The following is a 22,803-nucleotide window of genomic DNA, read 5'->3' as shown; positions in this document are numbered from 1 at the left end:
TAAAACAAATGGATAAAAAAATAATCCAACATCAAAAATCGGCAAAAATTTTAATTTTTGCCGATTTTTATATTTATTCATCAGTAGATTTCAGTGCCCATGCTATTAAAGGTGCCTGCATAAAAAGCCTGGCCAATCTTTGATTATCGGTATTTAGTCCGAAAGAATCGCGTCTGTTTTTATATTGGGCAATATTTCCGGGAAGTACGGCTGCGAAAAATCCTGCTACAATTTTTCCCATTGTTTTCCGGTATTTTTTGGGTGTTACAATTACGGCGGTGCCTAAAGCAATTTCTGCAATTCCGGAATAGACAACAGTGTCATCTTTATCAAGAGGAACCCATTCGGGAACCTGCGCCTGAAATTCTTTTCTTGCAAATGTGAGATGCCCGATTCCTGCGGTGATAAGAAATGCGCCAAGCGCAACTCTTGAAATGTTTTTCGTTTCCATAATACTGTATTTATGTGATAAGGTGTAGATATCTTAACCAAAATCCAGACCATCATCAGTATGGTTATCGGTGATCCGGTACAACAAATGCTTAAATGACGATCCATTATTCTGAAATCTGAGAAAAAGTATTAAATTTAAGCCAACAGAAAATCTAATATTTCATGATAGATAAAAGAGTAAAAAATGCAAAGGAAGCCATTGAGGGAATTAAGGATGGAATGACATTGATGCTGGGCGGATTCGGACTTTGCGGGATACCTGAAAACTCAATTAATGCACTGGTGGAGAGTGATGTAAAAGACTTAACCTGTATTTCAAACAATGCCGGCGTTGATGATTTCGGATTGGGATTGCTTCTGAAAAAAAGGCAGATCAAAAAAATGATTTCCTCTTATGTAGGTGAAAATGCAGAATTTGAAAGACAGATGCTTTCCGGAGAACTGGAAGTGGAGCTGACACCACAGGGAACACTGGCAGAAAAATGCAGAGCAGCACAAGCCGGAATTCCTGCTTTTTATACGCCTGCAGGCTTCGGTACTGAAGTGGCGGAAGGAAAAGAAGTGAAAGATTTCAAAGGGAAACCTCATATTCTGGAATATGCCTTTGAAGCAGATTTTTCAATAGTCAAAGCATGGAAAGGAGATCACGCAGGAAACCTTATTTTCAAAGGTTCTGCAAGAAATTTTAATCATCCGATGGCTGGTGCAGGAAAAATTACCATCGCTGAAGTGGAAGAACTGGTAGAACCGGGAGTATTGGATCCCAACCAGATTCACATTCCGGGAATCATGATCCAGCGAATTTTCCAGGGAGAAAAATTTGAAAAGAGAATCGAGCAGAGAACGGTTAGAAAAAGAGATTAATTTTTTATCAGTTCTTGAAAAATAATACCCCGAAATCAACTTTCGGGGTAATTTATTTTAGTTATAAAGTCCTAATTGTTATTCTGACAAAGTGAAGAATCTCACAGTCTCATAAACTTCCATCATCCAGCTTCCAACCTTCACTCATCTATACTAAAGTTTTTCTCTCCCCGATCTGCTGTCTCCACATTGCATAATACAATCCTTTTTCTTCAATAAGATTGAGATGAGAACCGGTTTCTACTATCTGTCCGCGTTCCAGGACGAAAATTCGGTCTGCATGCATAATGGTGCTTAATCTGTGGGCAATAAGAACGGTAATCTGTTCTTTTTCCTTAGAAATTTCTTTAATGGTAGTGGTAATTTCTTCTTCCGTAATACTGTCTAAAGCGGAAGTCGCCTCATCAAAAATCAGTAAATGCGGTTTTCTTAACAAGGCTCTGGCAATGGCAATTCGCTGTTTCTCACCGCCGCTTAATTTCAAACCTCCTTCTCCGATTACGGTTTCAATTCCGTTTTCTGCACGTTCTAAAAGATTGCTGCAACTCGATTTTTTTAATGCCAACTGCAGATCTTCTTCCGTTGCGGAAGGATTCACAAACAAAAGATTTTCTTTTATGGTTCCTGCAAAAAGCTGGGTGTCCTGGGTCACAAACCCGATCTGGTTCCTCAGTTCATCAAAATCGAATTCCTTTCCGTCAATATTATTGTATAAAATAGAACCTTCCTGAGGTCTGTACAATCCTACAAGAAGTTTTACCAAAGTACTTTTTCCTGAACCGCTCGGTCCTACAAAGGCAATTGTTTCCCCGTTTTTTACGTTGAATGAGATGGAATTTAAAGCTTTATAATGGGCAGTCTGATGTTGGAAAGAAACATTTTGAAATTCAAGCTCTTCAATAGCCCCGATTTTCTTCGGAGTTAAAGGCTTAGGCTCAACTTCTTTTTTCATCACCCGGTCGAAATTGTTCAGCGAAGCCTGTGCCTCCCGATAGGAAATAATGATATTCCCGATTTCCTGCATCGGCCCGAAAATGAAGAATCCGTAAAACATTAACGATAAATACTGTCCCGGAGTTACAATGTTTTTAAAAATCAATAACAATAAAGTAAAAGTAATGGTCTGCTGTAAAAAATTGACCAGTGTTCCCTGTACAAAGCTCAGGGAACGGATGCTTTTTACTTTTCGCAGTTCCAGATTCAGGATTTTATAGGTATTGTTGTTAAGACGCTCAACTTCCTGGCTGGTGAGTCCTAAACTTTTTACGATTTCAATATTCCTGAGGCTTTCCGTGGTGCTTCCCGCAAGATTGGTGGTCTCCGTAACAATATTTTTCTGAATGGTTTTGATTCTTTTACTCAGCAAATTGGTTACTACCGCGATAAGAATAATTCCTACAACGTAAACCGGCATGATCGACCAGTGAAGACGAATGGCATACACCGACACGAAGATAATACTCACCAGAATTCCGAAGAATACATTAATGAAATTATTGATGAATTTCACGGTATCTTCACGCACCTTTGTTAATATGGAAAGGGTTTCACCGCTTCTCTGATCTTCAAACTCCTGAAAAGGCAGTCGCATCGAATGTTTTAAGCCATCTGTGAAAATTTTGGCACCAAACTTCTGAATAATTACATTCACCACATAATCCTGGAAAGCTTTAGCAATACGGCTGATCATGGCAGTACCAACTAACAGGGCCAGAAAATAGAAAACACCATGATAAATATCAGTTCCATAAAGATATTCATTCATATTTCTCGGGAGCGTTTTCTCTTTATCGAAAAAATTGGGATGCGTTACGAGTTTATCTAATATGTTTCCGGTAATAGCGGGTGCAAATAAAGAAAAAACCTGATTAACAGAGGCTAAGAACAGTGAAATGATAATCAGCCATTTGTAAGGTTTAAGGTAATGTAATAAAATTTTCATCGGTAAAATTAAAAACGTACAAAGTTACAACAAATAGAGATTCAAAATATATCATAGGATAAGAAAGAAAGGTATTTTGTAATTCCGTAAAAATGGCTAATTTGGCAGGATAAGATTAAGCTATGCTAACGAAAGAACAAATTGCACAAAGAATTTCCAGAGAAGTAAAAGACAGGTATTACGTAAACCTAGGAATCGGAATCCCGACATTGGTTGCCAATTACGTTCCGGAAAATCTTAATGTAGAATTTCAGAGTGAAAACGGGGTGTTGGGAATGGGACCGTTTCCGTATGAAGGTGAAGAAGATGCAGATATTATCAATGCAGGAAAGCAGACCATCACGATTCTGGAAGGAGGTTCATTCTTCGATTCTGCATTCAGCTTCGGAATGATCAGAAGCAAAAAAGTAGATCTTACGATTCTCGGTGCCATGGAAGTTGCAGAAAATGGAGATATCGCCAACTGGAAAATCCCTGGAAAAATGGTTAAGGGAATGGGCGGTGCGATGGACCTTGTGGCCTCTGCAGAAAATATTATTGTCGCCATGATGCACGTCAACAAAGCAGGAGAAAGCAAAATCCTCAAAAAATGTACGCTTCCTTTAACAGGAGTAAATTGTGTTAAAAGAGTTGTCACCGAATTGGCCGTGCTGGATGTTACGCCTGAAGGTTTCAAACTTATTGAACGAGCTCCGGGAGTTTCCGTAGAACACATCATAAAATCAACAGAAGCTGATCTTATTATAGAAGGTGAAATTCCTGAAATGCAGTTTTAAATAAATACAAACCTTGTCGCTGGCAAGGTTTTTTGTTTATAAGGATAATTTTAAGGCAGAAAATTAAAGGCGCGAAAATTATTCGAGAAATAAGTATCTTAGCAAAAACCTAAAAATTACATGATACGCGCTTTCTTACTTATTCTTCTTTTCTTTTCAGGAGTGGCTTTTTCGCAAAATAAACTTCACCTCATTCCATATCCGCAGAAAGTTGAATTTCAGAAAGGAGAATTTATTATTCCTGAAAATTTTAAATTTGATAAAAATCTTCCGATAAAAGAAACTGCTTATTTTAAAAAGCGAACAGCGGGAATGTTTACTTTCAGCTCCGGGAAAAAGGAGGAAGGCGCTCACTTGGTTAATACTCTTTTTACTCCACAATCCGTAATCGGTCAGCAGAAAAAAGAAAAATATTCAATTGACATTTCACCCAGGGCAATTGTTATCAGCTCCAATACGGACCAGGGATATTTTCTCGCCCTTCAGACATTAATTCAGTTATTGGAACAATACAAAGATTCGGGAAAAATTCCGGCAATGAAAATTGAGGATGAACCAAAATTTGCCTGGAGAGGAATGCACCTTGACGTTTGTCGCCACTTCTTTACGGTTGATGAGGTGAAGCAGTACATCGATTATCTTGCGATGTACAAGTTGAATACGTTTCACTGGCATTTAACCGACGACCAGGGCTGGAGAATTGAAATCAAAAAATACCCGAAATTGACACAGATCGGTTCAAAAAGAAAGGAATCGATGATCGGAGCCTATGTTGATAATACCTTCGACGGAAAGCCTTATGGGCCTTATTTTTACACCCAGGATCAGATAAAAGAAGTGGTAAAATATGCTCAGGAAAGACATATCACTGTTGTTCCGGAAATTGAAATGCCGGGTCACGCTTTAGCAGCACTTTCTGCCTATCCGGAATTGGCCTGTACAAAAGGTCCTTTTGAGCCGGCTACAAAATGGGGCGTTTTTGATGATGTTTTTTGTCCGAAAGAGGAAACTTTTACATTTTTAGAAAATGTTCTGGATGAGGTAATTCAGCTTTTTCCTTCACAATATATTCACATTGGTGGCGATGAATGCCCGAAAACCAGATGGAAAGAATGTCCGCATTGCCAGGAATTAATCAGAAAAAATAATCTGAAAGATGAACATGGGCTTCAAAGCTATTTTATCCACAGAATTGAAAAATATGTCAATTCAAAAGGAAGAAAAATCATAGGATGGGACGAAATTTTGGAAGGCGGACTGGCCCCGAATGCTGCCGTAATGAGCTGGACGGGCATAAAAGGCGGTGTGGAAGCTGCAAAAACTGGTCATTTTGCAGTCATGACTCCTGGATCTTATTGCTATTTTGATCATTACCAGGGAGATCCTGCAACGGAACCGAATGCTTTCGGAGGATTTACCCCTTTAGATAAAGTGTATTCTTACAATCCAATTCCGGAAGAACTGAATGCAGAACAGTTAAAATATATTTTAGGGGTTCAGGCAAATCTGTGGACGGAGTATATTCTTGATTTTAAGCAGGTTCAATACATGACTTTCCCGAGATTACTGGCGCTTTCGGAAGTAGGCTGGGGAACAGCTGATCCTAAAAATTACAAAGAATTTGAAGGAAGAGTAATTAATGAATTTAAGGTGTTGGATAAAATGGGTATCAATTATGCGAAAAGTATTTACAATATCAATGGGAAAGTGCAACCGAGAGTAGGAGGTATTTCGTATAAACTTTCAACATCGCAGAAGCCGGAAGGAATTCGTTTCACAACAGACGGGAGTGTTCCCACAGAAAATTCCCAAACGTATGACGTTCCAATTCCCGTTTCAAAAACCATGACCATTAAATCAGCTTATTTTGAAGGTGGACTTCAAAGTGCCGTTTCTTCGCAAGATTTTGTGATTTCTAAAACTACCGGAAAACCCATAACATTAGAAAGCCAACCTGATGAAAATTATTCATTCGGAGGTGAATTCACTTTAGTTGACGGAATTATCGGAAATCAAAAGCAATTGGGAAAAACATGGCTTGGCTTTCAGGGAAAAGATGTTGTGGCTACGATTGATTTCGGACAGAAAACGCGGTTTTCAGAGGTGTACTTTAATACTTTAGACAACAAAGGAAGTTGGATTCATTTCGCAAAATCAGCTCAGATTTTCGTTTCAGACAACGGAACGGATTTTAAACTCATTAAAGAAATCGGAAAAGAGGAAATCCTTTCAGCAAAAGGTAAAATCAAAGTGAATGTAGGCATTCAGAATTCAAAATATATTAAAGTTAATATAGAAAACGCTGGAATTATCCCTGCCGGAAATCCGGGTGCAGATTCCAAAGCATGGCTTTTTGTTGACGAAATTGGTGTAAATTAGCCTTAGAAATTTTATTATGCAGGATTCGGTTCTTTCTTCAGAATTTACTTCTTCGCCAGAACTGGTAGAAAAGCTATATCAGTATGGGATCACGAAGAAGTATCACGAAGGCGATATTATATTGGATGAAAATTCATCCATCCGTTCAATTCCGATCGTGATGAAAGGAATGCTGAAGGTGATCCGCACCGAAGAAGACGGCCGGGAAATTCTTCTGTATTACATTAAAGCAGGAGAAAGCTGTATCATGTCTTTTCTGGGCGGAATGCACAATGAAAAGAGCATCGTAAAAGCCGAAGTAGAAGAAGATACCGAAATTCTTTTTCTGCCGATAGATAAAGTTTCTTTATTCATCAAAGAATATCCGGAATGGCTGGATTATATTTTCAGGCTGTATCATAAGCGCTTTGAAGAGCTTTTGGATATTATCAATGCCATCGCTTTTAAAAAAGTAGATGAGAGGCTGCTGAATCTTCTCCACAAAAAATCGGAAATTTTAAATTCCAAAACAATAATTATTACACACGAACAGCTTGCCAATGAACTCGGAACGGCAAGAGTTGTGGTCTCCCGATTGCTGAAACAGCTGGAAGATGCGGGTAAACTTCAGCTTGGAAGAAATAAAATTACCATTTTGGAAGACATTTAAAACTTTTTAGCGGCTTTGCTGAGTGTAATATAAAGGTTTACAAATGTAGTTCAGCATTTAATGTACTTCCATGAATTTCTTTGCGTGCTTATCTAAGTGAAACGCCTTTGCGAACTTAAAAACATTGAGTAGTCAAAAAATCTTCGCAATCTTTGCGTTAAAATATATAACGATATCAAGATGCTTCCGGCATGACAATCTGCTGATAAGGTAACAGCTTTTAATCTTGCTGAGTGAAAGGGCTTTGCGAACTTAAAACATTGAGTAGTCAAAAAAAATCTTCGCGGCCTTTGCGTTAAAAAAAACCTTCTGTAACAAAAGTAGCGGTACATCTTTTCCGATATGTTCAATTTTGCATCATAAAGTTGAGAAAATGGAAATTTTTGGATATATCGCATCGGTTCTAATAGGGATTTCATTGGGGTTAATCGGCGGTGGCGGAAGTATTCTTACGGTCCCCGTTCTGGTTTATATTTTTGGATTAGACGCTTTTCTGGCTACGGAATATTCACTTTTTATTGTAGGAATAAGCAGTGTTGTCGGTTCGGTTTCGTACTTCAAAAAAGGATTGGTAAATTTTAAAACAGCTTTTATTTTCGGAATTCCTTCAATTATTTCCATTTTTCTTACACGTCGTTATATTTTACCTTTAATTCCCGATCATGTATTTACAGTTGATAATTTTGTGGTGACAAAAGATATTTTACTACTGTTGATTTTTGCGGGATTAATGATGCTGGCTTCTTACAAGATGATAAGGAAAAATACAGAATATCAGCCTGAAACAGACCGTGGAAATAACATAATTCTCGCGGCCGGAGAAGGCTCAATCGTCGGAATCCTGACAGGTCTCCTGGGCGCAGGCGGCGGATTCCTGATTATTCCGGCTTTGGTCAGTCTTCTCAAAACCCCCATGAAAGTTGCTATCGGAACATCTCTTGTCATCATTTCATTCAACTCACTTATCGGTTTTTTCTCATCAATGCATAATGTTGTGATCGACTGGAAATTCCTGACAATCATATCATTAATTGCAGTTATAGGAATTATTATCGGTTCTCGGATGTCCAAAAAAATCGAAGGTAAAAAACTTAGACCTGCTTTCGGGTGGTTTATTCTCGTGATGGGAATCTATATTATCATAAAAGAAATTTTCTTTTAATTTTTTATGGCAGCTATTTCCAGCATGATAATCTTCCGATAAAGTAAAATCTTTTAACCTTTGCTGAGTGAAACGGCTTTGCGAACTTAAAAAAAACAGTTAGTCGTCAAAAAAACTTTTCGGCCTTTGCGTTAAAAAATATTTCGGATATCGGGAAGCTTTCAGCATGATAATCTTCTGATAAAGTAATAATCGTTTACCCTTTGCTGAGTGAAACGCCTTTGCGACCTTAAAAAACAGTTAGTAGTCAAAAAACTCTTTGCGTTCTTTGCGTTAAAAATATATAACGACACAGAGAAACTTCCAGCATGACAATCTCCTGATAAGGTAAAAACATTCAAAAACATTCGCTTCATCTGCGAAACCAGCGAACTTCATGTTTAAAAAAATCCCGTTCTGTAACAAAAGTAGCTGTATACCCAATCCCAAACCCGGAAATTTGTATCAATAAATAATAAGTAAAATTTAAAATCATCAAAAAATGAAAATAGAACAGATTTATACAGGATGTCTAGCTCAGGGAGCATATTATATCGTTTCTAATGGTGAAGCAGCAATGATAGATCCATTGAGAGAAACTCAGCCTTACATCGACCGGCTGGAAAAAGACAATGTTAAACTTAAATATATTTTTGAAACACACTTTCATGCAGATTTTGTAAGTGGACATCTGGATCTGAGCAGAAAAACAAATGCACCTATTGTTTACGGGCCGACCGCAAAACCTGAATTTGAAGCCATCATTGCAGAAGACAATCAGATTTTTGAGGTAGGAAATATTAAAATAAAAGTGCTGCATACTCCTGGTCACACCCTTGAAAGTTCATCTTTTCTGCTGATTAATGAGAATGGAAAAGAAACAGCTTTATTTAGCGGGGATACTTTGTTTTTAGGAGATGTTGGTCGTCCTGATTTAGCACAGAAAGCAGCAAATATGACACAGGAAGAATTGGCCGGGTTGTTATATGAAAGCCTGTACAAGAAAATTTTACCTTTAGACAATGATATTACCGTTTATCCGGCTCACGGAGCGGGTTCAGCCTGCGGAAAAAATATGCAGAAAGAAACAATAGATACATTGGGAAATCAAAAGAAAACCAATTATGCGCTGAACCAAGAGGATAAAGAAAGCTTTATAAAAGCAGTAACCGAAGGTCTTTTTCCGCCTCCGGCTTACTTCGGAATGAATGTGGCTATGAATAAAAAAGGATACAGCAGTTTTGACGAGGTCCTGTCAAAAGGTTTACAGGCTTTTTCTCCGGATGAATTTGAAGAAATCGCAGAACATTCCGGAGCGTTAATTTTAGATGTAAGAAATAATGAAGATTTCGCGAAAGGATTTGTTCCGCAATCAATCAATATTGGTCTGAATGGCGATTTTGCACCTTGGGTCGGAGCTTTGATAGTGGATGTAAAACAGCCGATCCTTCTTATCGCTGGTCAAAATGAAGAAGAGGAAACCGTGACCAGATTGAGCAGGGTAGGATTCGACAATGTTCTCGGATTTCTGAAAAATGGTTTTGAAGCGTGGAAAAAAAGCGGAAAGGAAACAGATTACGTTAACAGAATTTCAGCACAACAATTTGAAAAAGAAACCAAAGATAAAGATGCAACAATTATCGATGTCCGAAAAGAAAGCGAATATAATGCAGAACACGTCGATCAGGCATTTAATAAACCGCTAGCCTATATTAATGAATGGATCGGTTCAATTGGTCCGGCAGAACACTTTTATCTTCATTGCGCAGGAGGGTACAGAAGCATGATGGCAGCAAGTATTCTTCAGGCGAGAGGCTACAGAAAATTCAGTGAAATCGAAGGTGGATTTAATGCAATTTCCCAAACTGAGGTTCCTGTAAGTGATTTTGTGTGTCAGAGTAAAGTTTTAAAATAAAATAAATTTACAATTAATGGTAGAAATAATCAAACAACCCTGGCCATGGTATGTTGCTGGGCCGTTAATAGGACTTACCGTTCCGGCTTTACTTATTTTAGGTAATAAATCTTTCGGGATCAGTTCATCGCTGAGGCATGTCTGTGCAGCATGTATTCCTTCAGACATCAAGTTTTTCAAATACGACTGGAAAAAAGAGATGTGGAATCTATTTTTCGTTTTCGGAATTCTATTGGGAGGGATTATCGCTTCTCGATTTTTGATAAATCCGGGAGAAATTTCTGTCAATGCAGCTCTTAAATCCGAATTAGCAACTTACGGAATTACAGACTATAGCAATATGGTTCCGGTACAGCTCATGAATTTTGCCGGTCTTTTTACTCTGAAAGGTTTCATTATTATGGTTGTCGGCGGATTTCTGGTCGGTTTCGGGACGCGTTATGCGGGCGGATGTACCAGCGGACACGCCATTATGGGACTGTCTAATTTGCAGTGGCCATCCCTTATTGCAACAATATGTTTTATGGCAGGAGGTTTTTTAATGGCGAATGTAATTCTGCCAGTCATCCTTTCACTTTAATTAAATAAAAATGAAAAAAGAACAAGATATACGGCATCAGGACAGTATCTGTACCAACGAAAGTCACCTTAAACATCAATTGTATCACAATTTAAAATATCTCGTAGTGGGAATTCTCTTTGGAATTGTATTTGTGAAGGCGGAAGTCATCAGCTGGTTCAGGATTCAGGAAATGTTTCGTCTGCAATCTTTTCACATGTACGGAATTATAGGAAGTGCTGTTGTAACTGCAATGATTTCAGTATTTATTATTAAAAAATTAAATATCAAAACCATTTATGGCGAAAAAATTTCCATTGCTCCAAAGAAATTCAATAAAGGCCAAATTTATGGCGGATTGATCTTCGGATTTGGATGGGCCATAACGGGTGCGTGTCCCGGTCCGCTTTTCGCTCAGATCGGAACCGGAACTTTGGCGATTGTTGTTACTTTAATCAGCGCCATTTTCGGAACCTGGGTTTATGGATATTTCAGAGAAAAGTTACCTCATTAATTTTTCATAAAATCATTCGAACGGTAGGAAATCTACCGTTTTTTTATTTCCTGCAAATGCGAAAAATCCTTAATTTGGAGCCAAATAAATTTAAGCATGCAAAGTAGAAGAAAGTTTCTGAAAAAATCGGCAATCGCTTCGCTGGCTTTAGCGGCAAGTCCATTGGATGTACTGGCTAAAGACCTTCCTGAAAACAACAATACAATAATTAACAAACCGATTGTTCTTTCCACCTGGAATTTTGGTTTGAAAGCCAATGAAGAAGCCTGGAAAATTTTAGATAAAGGAGGTAGGGCTTTGGATGCCGTAGAAAAAGGCGTCCGGCTTGTAGAGGATGATCCTGATGAAAGAAGCGTCGGTTACGGAGGCAGACCCGACAGAGACGGAAGGGTAACTCTGGATGCCTGCATCATGGATGAAAATTATAATATCGGCTCTGTGGCATGTCTTGAAAACATCAAAAATCCGATCTCTGTGGCAAGAGCAGTCATGGAAAAAACACCTCATGTAATGCTGGTAGGAGACGGAGCATTGCAGTTTGCCGTTTCACAGGGCTTTAAAAAAGAAAATATTCTTACTCCCGAATCAGAAAAAGAATGGAAAGAATGGCTCAAAGACAGCAGATATCAACCGGTTGTCAATATAGAAAATCACGATACTATCGGGATGATTGCGATGGATGCTCATGGAAATCTTTCCGGTGCCTGTACCACCAGTGGAATGGCTTTTAAAATGCATGGAAGAGTAGGAGATTCTCCGATTATAGGAGCGGGCTTGTTTGTAGATAATGAAGTCGGAGCAGCCACAGCGACAGGTCATGGCGAAGAAGTGATCCGAACGGTGGGAACACATCTGGTCGTAGAATTAATGAGACAGGAGAGAACTCCGCAACAGGCCTGTAAAGAAGCAGTGGAGAGAATTGTACAGATTACGAAGAGAAGAAATAAAAATCTGAAGGATATCCAAGTAGGTTTTATTGCCATTAATAAAAAGGGAGAATACGGCTCATACTGCATTCAGGATGGGTTTAATTTTGCTGTTTACGACCACAAAGGAAACCGCCTGGAAAAGCCGGGTTTTGCATTAAAATAAATTTTTTGTAATCAAACAATTAGAAAAGATTAATAGTAACGGGCTTTAGTTCATTTTTCAAAATAAAAAAACATTGGCTTTAGCCCAAACTTAAATTACAACGATGTCAAAAATAGAAATAGCGTGCTTTAATCCCGAATCGGCAATAATCGCTTTTGAAAACGGAGCAGATAGAATAGAACTGTGCGATGGATTAAGCGAAGGCGGAACCACACCGGATTTTAAAACCGTACAGCAGCTTCGTGGAAAAATCAACATTCCGATGTTTGTAATGATTCGTCCTCGTGGTGGGGATTTTACTTATACAGATGAAGAGTTTGAGCAGATGAAATCAGATTTAATTCATTTAAAATCATTACGTGCAGACGGCTTTGTATTCGGAATTTTGGATGAAAATGATGAGGTTAATATTCAGCAAAATAGAGCTTTAGTTGAGCTGGCAAGTCCTTATCCCTGCACTTTTCACCGAGCTTTCGACCGTGCAAAAGATTTAGAAAATTCTCTGGAAAAAATAATTGATTGTGGTTTTAAAACCATTCTTACTTCCGGACAAAAAGCCAATGTCTTAGAAGGTAAAGAAAATCTTAAAAAGCTGGTAGAGTTATCCAACGGCAGAATTGAAATTCTTGTCGGTGGCGGACTTCGTTCTTCCAATATCGAAGAAATCCGTGAGTTTACTAAAGCCGGATATTTTCATTCTTCAGCAATTACCGATGGTGGTGTTTTTGCGAATTCTGAAGAGATAATTTTCTTGAAAAATAAATAATATTAAACGCAAAGCTTATATTAATTTGAATTATATTTAAGGAGCAAAGAATGCGACAAAGTCGCTTAATGAAGCTACTCGTTTAATTTAGCTTAATAAAATCAATTTATTGATTCTTCTTTGCTCCTTAATTGTGAGAATATTATAAATAATCTTTGCGTTAAAAACAAAACACAAATGACAGAAAACGAATTGTCCTATAAAATTATAGGCGCAGCTTTAGAGGTTCATCGAAATTTAGGAGTAGGCTTATTGGAAAATGCTTATGAAACAGCACTGTTTTACGAAATTAAAAAACTGGGAATTAAAGTAGATAAACAGGTTTGTTTACCTCTCCAATATAAAGAAATATTTATTGAAAAAGCATACAGAATTGATTTAATTGTCGAAAATAAAGTGATTGTGGAAATTAAATCGGTTTTAGAGATGCATCCTATTTTTTATTCTCAAGTATTAACCTATTTAAAACTGACAAATTTGAAATTAGGACTCCTTTTTAATTTCAATACAACACTTATTAAAGATGGCATCCATCGAATAGTAAATAAATTATAATGAAAAAAATTTTACTTTTCACATTCTTTTTCACACAAATTTTAATCAACGCTCAGTTTTCAGAGCGTAATTTATCCTTAGAAAAATGGAACTTTAAAAATGCTAAAGAAAATAACTGGCTCACAGCCTCCGTGCCGGGAACAGTACATTTGGATTTGATGAAAAATAATATCATTCCGGATCCTTTCAAAGATGAAAATGAAAAAAAAGTGCAGTGGATAGAAAATGAAAACTGGGATTATCAGTCTCAATTTACCGTTTCGGGAAAAGAACTGGAAAATCAGAATATAGATCTGGTTTTTGAGGGACTTGATACTTTCTCCGATATTTATTTGAACGGAAAATTGATTCAGACGACAGATAATATGTTCAGAAAATGGACAGTTCCTGTAAAGAATTATTTAAAAAAAGGAGAAAATATTTTACAGGTTAAATTCAGATCTGCAGTGAAAACAGGAAATGAACTGGCTGCAAAAGTACCATTTACTATGCCTGAATCTCCCAGAAGTTTTGTAAGAAAAGCACAATACCAGTTTGGCTGGGACTGGGGACCAAGACTCGTCACTGCCGGAATCTGGAAAAATGTAAAGCTGGAATTCTGGAATCATGCGAAAATTAACAATATTCAGTACGAAACGCTTGATCTAGGAGAGAAACAAGCTGTTTTGGTATGGAAAGCCGAAATTTTTTCCGAAAATGATGAGTATGATAAAACCATTATTTTTTTAAATGAAAAATCAGTTTCCGTGCTTCTGAAAAAAGGAATAAATTTTATTGAAATTCCCTATAAGATTTTTAATCCGGAACTTTGGCAGCCGAACGGAATGGGAAAGCCGAAATTGTATGATTTTGAAATTTCTGTCAAAAGAGGAATTGATATTTTAGATAAAAAAACTGAGCGCATTGGCTTAAGAACCATAGAATTAGTTCAGGGAAAAGATGAAAAAGGAAAATCTTTTTATTTCAAAGTGAATGGAAAACCCATGTACGCCAAAGGAACCAACTGGATTCCCGGAGACAGCTTTTCACCAAGAATGAGCAAAGAAAAATATCAAAAACTCATCAAAGACTGTAAAGAAGCCAATATGAACATGATCCGGGTCTGGGGCGGCGGAATTTACGAAGACGACGAATTCTATAAAGCCTGTGATGAAAACGGAATTTTAGTCTGGCAGGATTTTATGTTTGCGGGAAGCTTTTATCCGGCAGATGAAAAATTTCAGAAAAATGTGAAACTGGAAGTGAGAGACCAGATAGAAAGGATTCAAAATCATCCTTCCCTGGCTTTATGGTGCGGAAATAATGAAATCGATGAAGCGATAGTCAACTGGGGATATCAGAAGCAGTTTAAATATTCCAAAGAAGATTCTCTTCAGGTATGGAAAGATTATAAGACCATTTTCCATGAAATAATTCCCAATACTATTCAAAAATATGCGTCACGGGATAAGCAGATTTACTGGGAAAGTTCGCCTTCTATAGGATGGGGACATAAAGAAAGTTTAACAGAGGGGGATTCTCATTACTGGGGCGTCTGGTGGGGTGAACAGCCGTTTGAAATATATAATGAAAAAGTTCCCCGTTTTGCTTCTGAGTATGGTTTTCAGGGAATGCCGACACTGGAAACTACAAAATCCATGTTTTCAGGAAAACCAGAGTTAAATTTGCAAAATGGAATTATCAAAGCGCACGAAAAACATTCCAGAGGGTGGGAGATTATCGAAAATTATATGAAACGGGATTATAACATTCCGAAAGACTTTGTGAAATACAACTATATTTCCCAGTTGCTTCAGGCCCGCGGAATGCAGATTGCTATTGAAGCACACCGCCGTGCAAAACCATACAATATGGGAACGTTGTACTGGCAGCTGAACGATTGCTGGCCGGTGGTTTCCTGGTCATCAATTGATTATCTGGGAAACTGGAAAGCACTGCATTACCAGGTGAAAAGAAGTTTTGAAAACCAGGTGATTTTACCGCAGGAAAAAGATGAAATTTTAGACTTTTATGTTATTAATGACGGATTGAAAACGTTTGAAAATGTATCTTTAGATTTTGATATTCTAAAATTTAGCGGTGAGAAAAAAGGTTCAGGTGCAGCGGCAGAGACCAGAACTTTAGAATCAAACGGAGTGCTGAATTTTGATTCTTTTTCGTTGGAAGAAATCATAGGAAATGCAGACAGAAATGAAATTTTTTTACATGTAATGTTAAGGGATGAAAAAAATGAAAAAGTAATTGCAGAAACCAACTATTTCTTTGCAAAACCAAAAGATCTAAAACTACCAAAACCCAATCTGACCATCAGGAAAATCTCTCCCACGGAAATTGAAATTTTTACGGATGTGCTTGCTAAAGATGTCTATTTGATTGGGGATACCCATTTCAGCGATAACTTTTTTGATCTGCTTCCAAAAACCTCAAAGAGAATTATCCTTTCAAAACCAATTGAAGGCATTAAGGTCATGAGCCTTTGGGATGCAAAGAATTAGTGATTTGAAATGTTATTTTAGTTCAGTTCGAAATCGTATAAAATAATAGAATCAATGTGATCTTTCCATTGCTCCACAAGTACAGAATTACTTATGGCCGGCATAATAGAAGTTGATTGATATGAAGAATTACCTTTTAATCTGATTTTAGCCTTAAAAAGTAATTTTTTTCCTGTTTTTTGAATAACAATTAAAACATACATTGTAGATGTCATCATGAAGCCTTCTGCGAAAGTAAGCTCAATGCTGTTATCTTTAACTTCATCTTTTTTGAAATTTTCTAATGTATCAAACAGATCCACTTTTTGAGTAATATTGTCTTCTTTTACAATTTCAAAACTTATAATTTTATTGTTTTTTATTTCAGGTTTCAGTAGAATTTTTTTGCCAATGGGAACTGTAATTTCTCCTTTGTTTAAAGAAATTTTTTCCTGGGCAGAAGTTAAAATGATCAGAAATACAGTTATAATTGAAAGTAATTTTTTCATGGTTGTTTATTTATTGAAATATTAGTTAATATAAGAACGATAAAAATATAAAAAATTGCAGTTCCCGAAAGAATCAATTAATTTTACATTTTAAATATTTTCCTTTGCAGTACGCCCAGATTGTTTTACCGTTAAATTTAAAAGGATCTTTTACCTATAAAGTTCCCGAAGAACTGCAATCCGAAATCCAGGTTGGAATGAGGGTTTTGGTTGCGTTTCGTGGTAAAAAAATCTATACCGGAATTGTATTTGAACTTCATAATGATGCGCCGGAAGCATTTGTCGCAAAAGAAGTGATCAGCCTTTTGGATGATCAGCCTATTGTTCCGCAGGAGCAGATTGAGTTTTGGAACTGGCTTTCAGATTATTATTTGTGCGGGCTGGGTGAAATTTACCGTTTTGCATTTCCTTCTTCGTTGAAGCTGGAAAGCGAAAGTTATTTAAAATTAAAGCCGAATATAACGGTTGATTTCGAAAATCTGGATGTCAATGAAATGTACCTGATCCAGGCTCTGGAAGTACGGCAGCTGATTAATTTGACGGATATTGAAGCATTTATCCCCAAAAAAGATATCATCAGAACCATCAATTCTTTAATTGATCTTCAATATATTGAGATTGATGAAAAAATCGCCGAAAAATACAAAGCAAAGGAAGTTGCATACGTAAAAGTAAAAGATGAGGTTTTAAAAAACCAGAACCTTACGGAAATACTTTTAACCTTAAAAAGATCGCAGAAGCAGAAAGACCTTTTCCTTCATATTCTCGAAAAGCAGACGGAAAATCCGGATCTTCACATAAAAAAATCAGAGCTTTTTGAAGATGGTTATTTTGTAAGTTCACACTTTAAAGCATTGGCAGATAAGAATCTGGTTGAGGAATATTATATGCAGAAAGACAGGCTTGAAAGCTATGAAGGGGAAATAGAAGAAATAGAAGAGCTTTCAGAATCTCAGAAAAATGCGAAAGCGGAAATTGATGAAGCCTTTGAAGAAGGAAAAAACGTGCTGCTTCACGGGGTGACATCATCAGGAAAGACCCATATTTATCTTGAAAAAATAGAAGAATGTATCAATGAAGGCAAAAACGTATTGTTTCTCCTTCCTGAAATTTCTTTAACCAAGCAGATTACTCAACGATTAGAAAAAAAATACGGAAGACAAATCGGGTTTTACCATCAGAAACTGACAGATTTTGAACGCGTGGAGGTCTGGAGAAGAATCCGCCAGAATGATATTAAAATCCTGATCGGAACACGGAACTCTTTGTTCCTGCCTTTCCGGAATTTAGGTTTGATTGTGGTGGATGAAGAACATGATTCCGCATACAGGCCTCGCGAAGTGTCTCCTTATTTCAATGCTAAAGATGCAGCACTGGTATTGGGAAATTTTTATAATGCCCGGGTCATTTTAGGATCTGCAACACCTTCTGTTGAAAGTTATTACAATGCCAGGAAAGATAAAATGGCCTATGTTTTTCTCGAGGAACGTTTTGGAAACGTAAATCTTCCGGAATATGAGCTGATAAATTTTAAAGAAGCCCAGGATTCCAAAAAAGTTTCCGGAAACTTTTCTTTGCAGATTATTGATGAGATTAAAAAAGTTCTTGAAGAAAAGAACCAGATTATTGTGCTTCATAATCGCCGTGGTTACGCCAACGTGGTAGAATGTGAAACTTGTGGTTATGTGAATTATTGCTCCAATTGTGACGTCGTAATGACATATCACAAAGCTGCCAATGAAATGAAATGCCATTACTGTGGCCAGAGAGCTTCCAAACCGAAAACCTGTCCCAAATGTTATTCTGAAAACCTGAATGAAAGAGGAGTGGGAGTCGAACAGATTCATGAAGAAGTCTCAAAACTGTTTCCCGACAACGAAGTTGACCGCATGGATGTTGATTCGATGAGAAAAAAATTCGCGTACGAAAGATTGTATGAGAAAATTGAAGACCGTGAGACCGATATTGTAGTCGGAACACAGATGATTTCGAAAGGGCTGGATTTTAATCACATTGAGCTTGTGGCAATTCCAAAGGCTGATTCAATGTTGTATGTTCAGGATTTCAGAGCAGAAGAACGTGCTTACCAGCTCATTACACAGGTTTCCGGAAGAGCAGGCAGGGTATCCGGAAAAGGAAAAATTATCATACAGACGTATAACCCGGAACATTCCGTTTTTCAGCTGATTAAAATGAATAATCCGGCAAGGGTATATAAATATATTTTAACGGAACGTAAGAAATTCCATTATCCGCCTTTTACGAAACTCATCATGATTGAGCTGAAACACAGAAGAGAAGATAAAGCGAACAGAGCTTCTCAGTTTCTAGGATCAATTTTGAGGAAATATCTTCCCGGAGATTGTGTACTGGGGCCGGAAAAAGCGCAGATTGCAAAACTTAACAACCTGTACCAGTTCCAGATCCTTCTTAAGCTTCCCAGAGGAAAAAAATATGAAGAATATAAAAAATTGGTTTTAACAAGTCTGGAAGAATTTGATGAAATTACTGCATATCACAGCATTAAAAAAGATGTATTTGTAGATTTTTAACAAATTTTAACAAATTTTATAGGGTTTTATAAGCCTTCTGCATCCCTACTAATTGCAATATTTTCTACATTTGGTCGTTGATTATATGTTTGGGGTTTAACTTTCGATTTAACCGATTGATTTTTAATCCATCCAAACTATAGCAAAATGAAAAAATAGATGGTAAATTTCAGAAAGTATATTTCAGGTGTTGCGGTGCTGGCCGCAGGATTTTTCCTTGCCCAGTCTACCGTTTCTACAGTGCTGTATGCTCCGGGTTACGAAAATCAGAACAATAGTTTGAATCTGCCTTCACCGATTACTTCGATGGCGGAAAAAACGATTCTCTCGGCAAAAGAGCTTGTAGACATTAATGTAAACACAATGATGACCGATCCGGTGCTGAAAAATGCAACCTGGGGATTCGTAGTGTACGATCCGAAAACGAAGAAAATAATTTCTTCGTATAATGAAAATACTCCTTTAGTTCCTGCTTCCACCACAAAATTACTCACTACCGAAACGGCAATGAACATGCTGGGTGAGAATTACCGTTGGAATACGCAGCTGGAATATTCGGGAAGTGTTGATGAAAATGGAGTTCTGAACGGAAATCTTTACATCGTGGGAAGCGGGGATCCTTCTTTGGGGACCAATAAAGCAGGAGCATGGGCGTACAGAGATATTATTTCAGATTTTAAGGAAGGACTTTCACGCGAGGGAATCAAAAAGGTAAATGGTGATATTATCATCCAGACAGCGCTTTTCAAAGGCAATATTTCAAAGCTTCCGGAAAATGTTGTGTGGTTGGAGAATAATAATTACTACCTGCCTGCAGGAACTACGCACGAGATCAATCCTGCCAATGAAAAACTGATTGTGAAAAAATCAACCAATTTCTCAAACGAAAAGAAATTTTTCTACGTTTCTCCTTATAACAACCAGATGGTGTATGCCGATAAATATGAAGGTGACGGTATTTTAACCACAAAATTACCAGACGCTCCGGCCTATCTTGCCAACTCTTTCAGAACGACTCTGGTGAAAAGCGGGATACCTGTAACAGGAAAAGTGACTCCGAAAATGACAGACGCTAATCCCGAAAGCAGAAAGATGATCTCGGTCTATAAATCTCCAACTTTAGGCGATATTATTTTTTATACCAATCAGCACAGTGATAACGGTCTAGCCGAAGCATTGCTGAAAACGGTAGGTTTCCAGAGTTTGGGAGACCAGACTACTGAATCAGGAAGAAAAGTAGTAACCGAGCATCTGAAGAAAGAAGGCTTTGATATGTTAGGGTTAAATTATATCGACGGAAGCGGACTTTCAAGAAGCAATAACGTTACGCCGATATCACAGGTAAAGTTTTTAACTTCTTTAATGGATGAAAAATATTATAAAACATATCTGAATTCATTGCCGGTAGGAGGCCAGTCCGGAACATTGAAAAGAATGTTCAACGGAGTCGGAAACGGACAGATTTATGCAAAAACAGGAACTTTAAACAGAGTAAAAACATTAGCAGGATATATGAAAACCAATACAGGGAAAACTTTGGTTTTTTCTTTATTGGTGAACAATTATACAGGATCGGTAGACATGGTAAAGAAAAGAATGGAGAAAATTCTTGAGCCTGCATTGGATTTATAGTATTATTAAAATTTAATTAAGATAAAAACCTTTTGATCAATGATTGAAAGGTTTTTTTATATCTTTGATACAATTTTTTACTAAGTATGAAAAAAATCTATTTTTTGTTATTGGGTGTTTTTACAATCCATCAATTGTACGCCCAAAAAGACATAAACAATATTGAAAGAAAGGGACTGATCGCAAAAGAAATGAAATCTTTTGCCAACAAAATGGAAGCCGGAAATACAAATCCGAATACGCTTAATTATGATCTTCAGTATCAGAGAATGGATGTTACGGTAAATCCGGCTATATATAGCATTGCAGGCTCCGTAACCTCTCATTTTAAACCCAACCAGAATATCAGCAGCATCTATTTTGATCTCGATGATCAGATGACGGTCTCACAGGTTGCCTATCATGGAAATAATCTTAATTTTCAGCAGCTCTCTACAAAGGAAGTAAAAATTGATTTTGCTTCTCCACTTGCTGCCAATGTACTGGATTCTCTTACGATTAGCTATTCGGGAGCGCCGCCTACGGCAAATAATGCTTTCTTTAACGGAACACAGGGCGGAACTGCGGTTTTATCTACCCTTAGCGAACCGTATGGTGCTCAGGATTGGTTTCCTACCAAACAAAGCTTAAATGATAAAATCGAAAGGTTTGATATAAAAGTAACCACACCTTCCCAATATAGTGTAGCTGGAAACGGTAAATTTATGTCTGAAACCATTCTTGGAAACGGACAAAAACGTACTTTCTGGAGAACACAATATCCTACTGCGGCTTATCTTATCGCGTTTTCTATTACTAATTTTGTTAAGTTAAATGACACTATGGGAAATCCGCCATTCCCTTTTGTAAACTATATTTTTCCGTCTACTTCCAACAATACAACAAGCATGAGCAATATTGAATGGACGAAAACAGTGATGGATACTTTTGAAAATTATTTCGGGCCTTATCCTTTCCGGAATGAAAAGTACGGACATATGGAATTTCAGGCCGGCGGCGGAATGGAGCATCAGACCATGTCATCCATGGGCGGTTGGTCCAGAGATTTAATTGCCCATGAACTTGCCCACCAATGGTTCGGAGACAAAGTAACCTGCGGCGCATGGAATGATATCTGGCTTAATGAAGGTTTCGCAACATTTGGTGAACATTTAGCTAATGAAAAGCTGCTCATGAACAATGCCAACTTTCTAAATTATCTTCTGGGACAGAAAAACTATATTACAAGTGCAACGGGTGGAAGTGTATATGTTGCCGATTCAAACCTATGGAGTGTAGGAACTATTTTCAATGGTAGATTGTCTTACGCAAAAGGAGGTTATGTATTGAGAATGATTAAATGGATCCTTGGAGATGCAGCATTTTACCAGGCTATTAAGGAATATCATTCAAGACCTGCCCTTGCCTATAATTATGTAAGAACACAGGATCTTAATGCTTCTTTATTGACTTCCACCGGTAAAGATTTTACAGAATTTTTCAACGACTGGATCTACGGACAGGGCTATCCAACCTATACTATCCGCTGGAAACAGATAGGAAATACTTTAACCATAAGAGCTTCACAGACGCAAAGCAATCCTACGGTAAGCTTTTTTGAGATGCCTCTTCCGATTAAAGTAAACGGAACCGGAGGGCAGGTTGCTTATCTGGCATTAAATAATACGACAAACAATCAGTATTTCACGCAATCCGTGGTCTTTCCTGTGGCCAGTATAGAATTTAATTATGAATACCAGATTTTAGAAAAAAATTCAACAGTGGCCCAGGATAATACGCTGGGAACAGCAGAGCCGGCTAAAGATGAATTTGCACTCTATCCGAATCCCGCCAAAAATGAAATTAATATCAGGGGAATTAATAAACCTGAGGAATTCATTATTTATTTTACAGATGGAAAACTGGTTAAAAAGGGAATGTATCAGCCTGGAAAACCAATCAATACATCAGAACTGGTTCCGGGGACTTATTTTATTAAAATTAATGATAAGAATGTGAAGTTTTTAAAGAAATAAATAGATCTCATTTAAA

General features: G+C 37.4%; 18 protein-coding genes. 15 read left to right on the top strand and 3 right to left on the bottom strand.

All coding sequences use genetic code 11. The annotated features are described in order from the left end of the window. Positions 1 to 73: 73 nt before the first annotated feature. Positions 74 to 451: a DoxX family protein gene (locus M0D58_RS04810; RefSeq protein ID WP_248393902.1), complete on the bottom strand. Its 378-nt coding sequence runs from the start codon at positions 449 to 451 to the stop codon at positions 74 to 76. A 164-nt stretch (positions 452 to 615) separates the two neighbouring features. Here M0D58_RS04810 and M0D58_RS04805 point away from each other — a divergent pair, with 164 nt between their 5' ends. Next, positions 616 to 1,317: a CoA transferase subunit A gene (locus tag M0D58_RS04805; protein ID WP_248393901.1), complete on the top strand. Its 702-nt coding sequence runs from the start codon at positions 616 to 618 to the stop codon at positions 1,315 to 1,317. A gap of 148 nt (positions 1,318 to 1,465) precedes the next feature. On the opposite strand, the gene M0D58_RS04800 is transcribed toward M0D58_RS04805, so the two are convergent. Next, positions 1,466 to 3,259 (bottom strand): ABC transporter ATP-binding protein, encoded by a 1,794-nt coding sequence (locus M0D58_RS04800; protein ID WP_248393900.1) that lies wholly within the window; start codon positions 3,257 to 3,259, stop codon positions 1,466 to 1,468. Between the two features lie 122 nt (positions 3,260 to 3,381). Here M0D58_RS04800 and M0D58_RS04795 point away from each other — a divergent pair, with 122 nt between their 5' ends. The 11 genes from M0D58_RS04795 to M0D58_RS04745 all read left to right on the top strand — a co-directional run bounded on the left by M0D58_RS04795 (position 3,382) and on the right by M0D58_RS04745 (position 16,100). Continuing rightward, positions 3,382 to 4,035: a CoA transferase subunit B gene (locus M0D58_RS04795; protein ID WP_248393898.1), complete on the top strand. Its 654-nt coding sequence runs from the start codon at positions 3,382 to 3,384 to the stop codon at positions 4,033 to 4,035. A gap of 120 nt (positions 4,036 to 4,155) precedes the next feature. Then, positions 4,156 to 6,414, top strand: a complete 2,259-nt coding sequence (locus M0D58_RS04790) for a family 20 glycosylhydrolase (protein ID WP_248393896.1) — start codon at positions 4,156 to 4,158, stop codon at positions 6,412 to 6,414. 16 nt (positions 6,415 to 6,430) lie between these two features. After that, on the top strand, positions 6,431 to 7,063 hold the full coding sequence (locus M0D58_RS04785) for a Crp/Fnr family transcriptional regulator (protein WP_248393894.1): 633 nt from the start codon (positions 6,431 to 6,433) through the stop codon (positions 7,061 to 7,063). 373 nt (positions 7,064 to 7,436) lie between these two features. Further along, entirely contained in the window at positions 7,437 to 8,225 is a 789-nt protein-coding gene (locus tag M0D58_RS04780; protein WP_248393893.1) for a sulfite exporter TauE/SafE family protein, read from the top strand. 481 nt (positions 8,226 to 8,706) lie between these two features. After that, positions 8,707 to 10,119 (top strand): MBL fold metallo-hydrolase, encoded by a 1,413-nt coding sequence (locus tag M0D58_RS04775; RefSeq protein WP_248393891.1) that lies wholly within the window; start codon positions 8,707 to 8,709, stop codon positions 10,117 to 10,119. 16 nt (positions 10,120 to 10,135) lie between these two features. Next, the gene (locus tag M0D58_RS04770) at positions 10,136 to 10,699 is read left to right on the top strand and encodes a YeeE/YedE family protein (protein ID WP_248393889.1); all 564 of its coding nucleotides are present in this window, start codon (positions 10,136 to 10,138) and stop codon (positions 10,697 to 10,699) included. 10 nt (positions 10,700 to 10,709) lie between these two features. After that, entirely contained in the window at positions 10,710 to 11,192 is a 483-nt protein-coding gene (locus M0D58_RS04765; RefSeq protein WP_248393887.1) for a DUF6691 family protein, read from the top strand. 96 nt (positions 11,193 to 11,288) lie between these two features. Beyond that, positions 11,289 to 12,284 (top strand): isoaspartyl peptidase/L-asparaginase family protein, encoded by a 996-nt coding sequence (locus M0D58_RS04760; protein ID WP_248393885.1) that lies wholly within the window; start codon positions 11,289 to 11,291, stop codon positions 12,282 to 12,284. A gap of 103 nt (positions 12,285 to 12,387) precedes the next feature. Next, positions 12,388 to 13,050: a copper homeostasis protein CutC gene (locus M0D58_RS04755; RefSeq protein WP_248393884.1), complete on the top strand. Its 663-nt coding sequence runs from the start codon at positions 12,388 to 12,390 to the stop codon at positions 13,048 to 13,050. 177 nt (positions 13,051 to 13,227) lie between these two features. Further along, entirely contained in the window at positions 13,228 to 13,605 is a 378-nt protein-coding gene (locus M0D58_RS04750) for a GxxExxY protein (protein WP_248393883.1), read from the top strand. Then, on the top strand, positions 13,605 to 16,100 hold the full coding sequence (locus tag M0D58_RS04745) for a beta-mannosidase (RefSeq protein ID WP_248393882.1): 2,496 nt from the start codon (positions 13,605 to 13,607) through the stop codon (positions 16,098 to 16,100). Before M0D58_RS04750 ends, M0D58_RS04745 begins: the two co-directional genes overlap by 1 nt. A 17-nt stretch (positions 16,101 to 16,117) precedes the next feature. Here M0D58_RS04745 and M0D58_RS04740 read toward each other — a convergent pair whose 3' ends face one another. Next, a complete protein-coding gene (locus tag M0D58_RS04740) occupies positions 16,118 to 16,588 on the bottom strand; it encodes a hypothetical protein (RefSeq protein ID WP_248393881.1) in 471 nt (156 codons plus the stop codon). A gap of 104 nt (positions 16,589 to 16,692) precedes the next feature. On the opposite strand from M0D58_RS04740, the gene priA reads away from it, so the two are divergent. The 3 genes from priA to M0D58_RS04725 all read left to right on the top strand — a co-directional run bounded on the left by priA (position 16,693) and on the right by M0D58_RS04725 (position 22,787). Continuing rightward, positions 16,693 to 19,140, top strand: a complete 2,448-nt coding sequence (gene priA / locus M0D58_RS04735) for a replication restart helicase PriA (protein ID WP_248393880.1) — start codon at positions 16,693 to 16,695, stop codon at positions 19,138 to 19,140. Between the two features lie 159 nt (positions 19,141 to 19,299). Then, the gene (gene dacB, locus M0D58_RS04730) at positions 19,300 to 20,772 is read left to right on the top strand and encodes a D-alanyl-D-alanine carboxypeptidase/D-alanyl-D-alanine endopeptidase (RefSeq protein ID WP_248393879.1); all 1,473 of its coding nucleotides are present in this window, start codon (positions 19,300 to 19,302) and stop codon (positions 20,770 to 20,772) included. Between the two features lie 86 nt (positions 20,773 to 20,858). Continuing rightward, complete coding sequence (locus M0D58_RS04725; RefSeq protein WP_248393878.1) at positions 20,859 to 22,787, top strand: M1 family aminopeptidase; 1,929 nt, start codon at positions 20,859 to 20,861, stop codon at positions 22,785 to 22,787. The last annotated feature ends 16 nt before the right edge of the window (positions 22,788 to 22,803 follow it).

This window comes from Chryseobacterium nepalense (assembly GCF_023195755.1).
GTDB classification, from domain to species: domain Bacteria; phylum Bacteroidota; class Bacteroidia; order Flavobacteriales; family Weeksellaceae; genus Chryseobacterium; species Chryseobacterium nepalense.
Note: the sequence above shows the minus strand (reverse complement) of the source record. Positions and strands in the feature narration are given on the sequence as shown.

Excerpts from the sequence above, each read along its gene's own strand:
- M0D58_RS04770 (WP_248393889.1), top strand. The coding sequence starts at position 10,136 with ATGGTAGAAATAATCAAACAACCCTGGCCATGGTATGTTGCTGGGCCG.
- M0D58_RS04755 (WP_248393884.1), top strand. The coding sequence starts at position 12,388 with ATGTCAAAAATAGAAATAGCGTGCTTTAATCCCGAATCGGCAATAATC.
- dacB (WP_248393879.1), top strand. The coding sequence starts at position 19,300 with ATGGTAAATTTCAGAAAGTATATTTCAGGTGTTGCGGTGCTGGCCGCA.
- M0D58_RS04810 (WP_248393902.1), bottom strand. The coding sequence starts at position 451 with ATGGAAACGAAAAACATTTCAAGAGTTGCGCTTGGCGCATTTCTTATC.
- M0D58_RS04780 (WP_248393893.1), top strand. The coding sequence starts at position 7,437 with ATGGAAATTTTTGGATATATCGCATCGGTTCTAATAGGGATTTCATTG.
- M0D58_RS04785 (WP_248393894.1), top strand. The coding sequence starts at position 6,431 with ATGCAGGATTCGGTTCTTTCTTCAGAATTTACTTCTTCGCCAGAACTG.
- M0D58_RS04725 (WP_248393878.1), top strand. The coding sequence starts at position 20,859 with ATGAAAAAAATCTATTTTTTGTTATTGGGTGTTTTTACAATCCATCAA.
- M0D58_RS04750 (WP_248393883.1), top strand. The coding sequence starts at position 13,228 with ATGACAGAAAACGAATTGTCCTATAAAATTATAGGCGCAGCTTTAGAG.
- M0D58_RS04765 (WP_248393887.1), top strand. The coding sequence starts at position 10,710 with ATGAAAAAAGAACAAGATATACGGCATCAGGACAGTATCTGTACCAAC.
- M0D58_RS04790 (WP_248393896.1), top strand. The coding sequence starts at position 4,156 with ATGATACGCGCTTTCTTACTTATTCTTCTTTTCTTTTCAGGAGTGGCT.
- M0D58_RS04775 (WP_248393891.1), top strand. The coding sequence starts at position 8,707 with ATGAAAATAGAACAGATTTATACAGGATGTCTAGCTCAGGGAGCATAT.
- M0D58_RS04740 (WP_248393881.1), bottom strand. The coding sequence starts at position 16,588 with ATGAAAAAATTACTTTCAATTATAACTGTATTTCTGATCATTTTAACT.
- M0D58_RS04745 (WP_248393882.1), top strand. The coding sequence starts at position 13,605 with ATGAAAAAAATTTTACTTTTCACATTCTTTTTCACACAAATTTTAATC.
- M0D58_RS04805 (WP_248393901.1), top strand. The coding sequence starts at position 616 with ATGATAGATAAAAGAGTAAAAAATGCAAAGGAAGCCATTGAGGGAATT.
- M0D58_RS04760 (WP_248393885.1), top strand. The coding sequence starts at position 11,289 with ATGCAAAGTAGAAGAAAGTTTCTGAAAAAATCGGCAATCGCTTCGCTG.
- M0D58_RS04795 (WP_248393898.1), top strand. The coding sequence starts at position 3,382 with ATGCTAACGAAAGAACAAATTGCACAAAGAATTTCCAGAGAAGTAAAA.
- M0D58_RS04800 (WP_248393900.1), bottom strand. The coding sequence starts at position 3,259 with ATGAAAATTTTATTACATTACCTTAAACCTTACAAATGGCTGATTATC.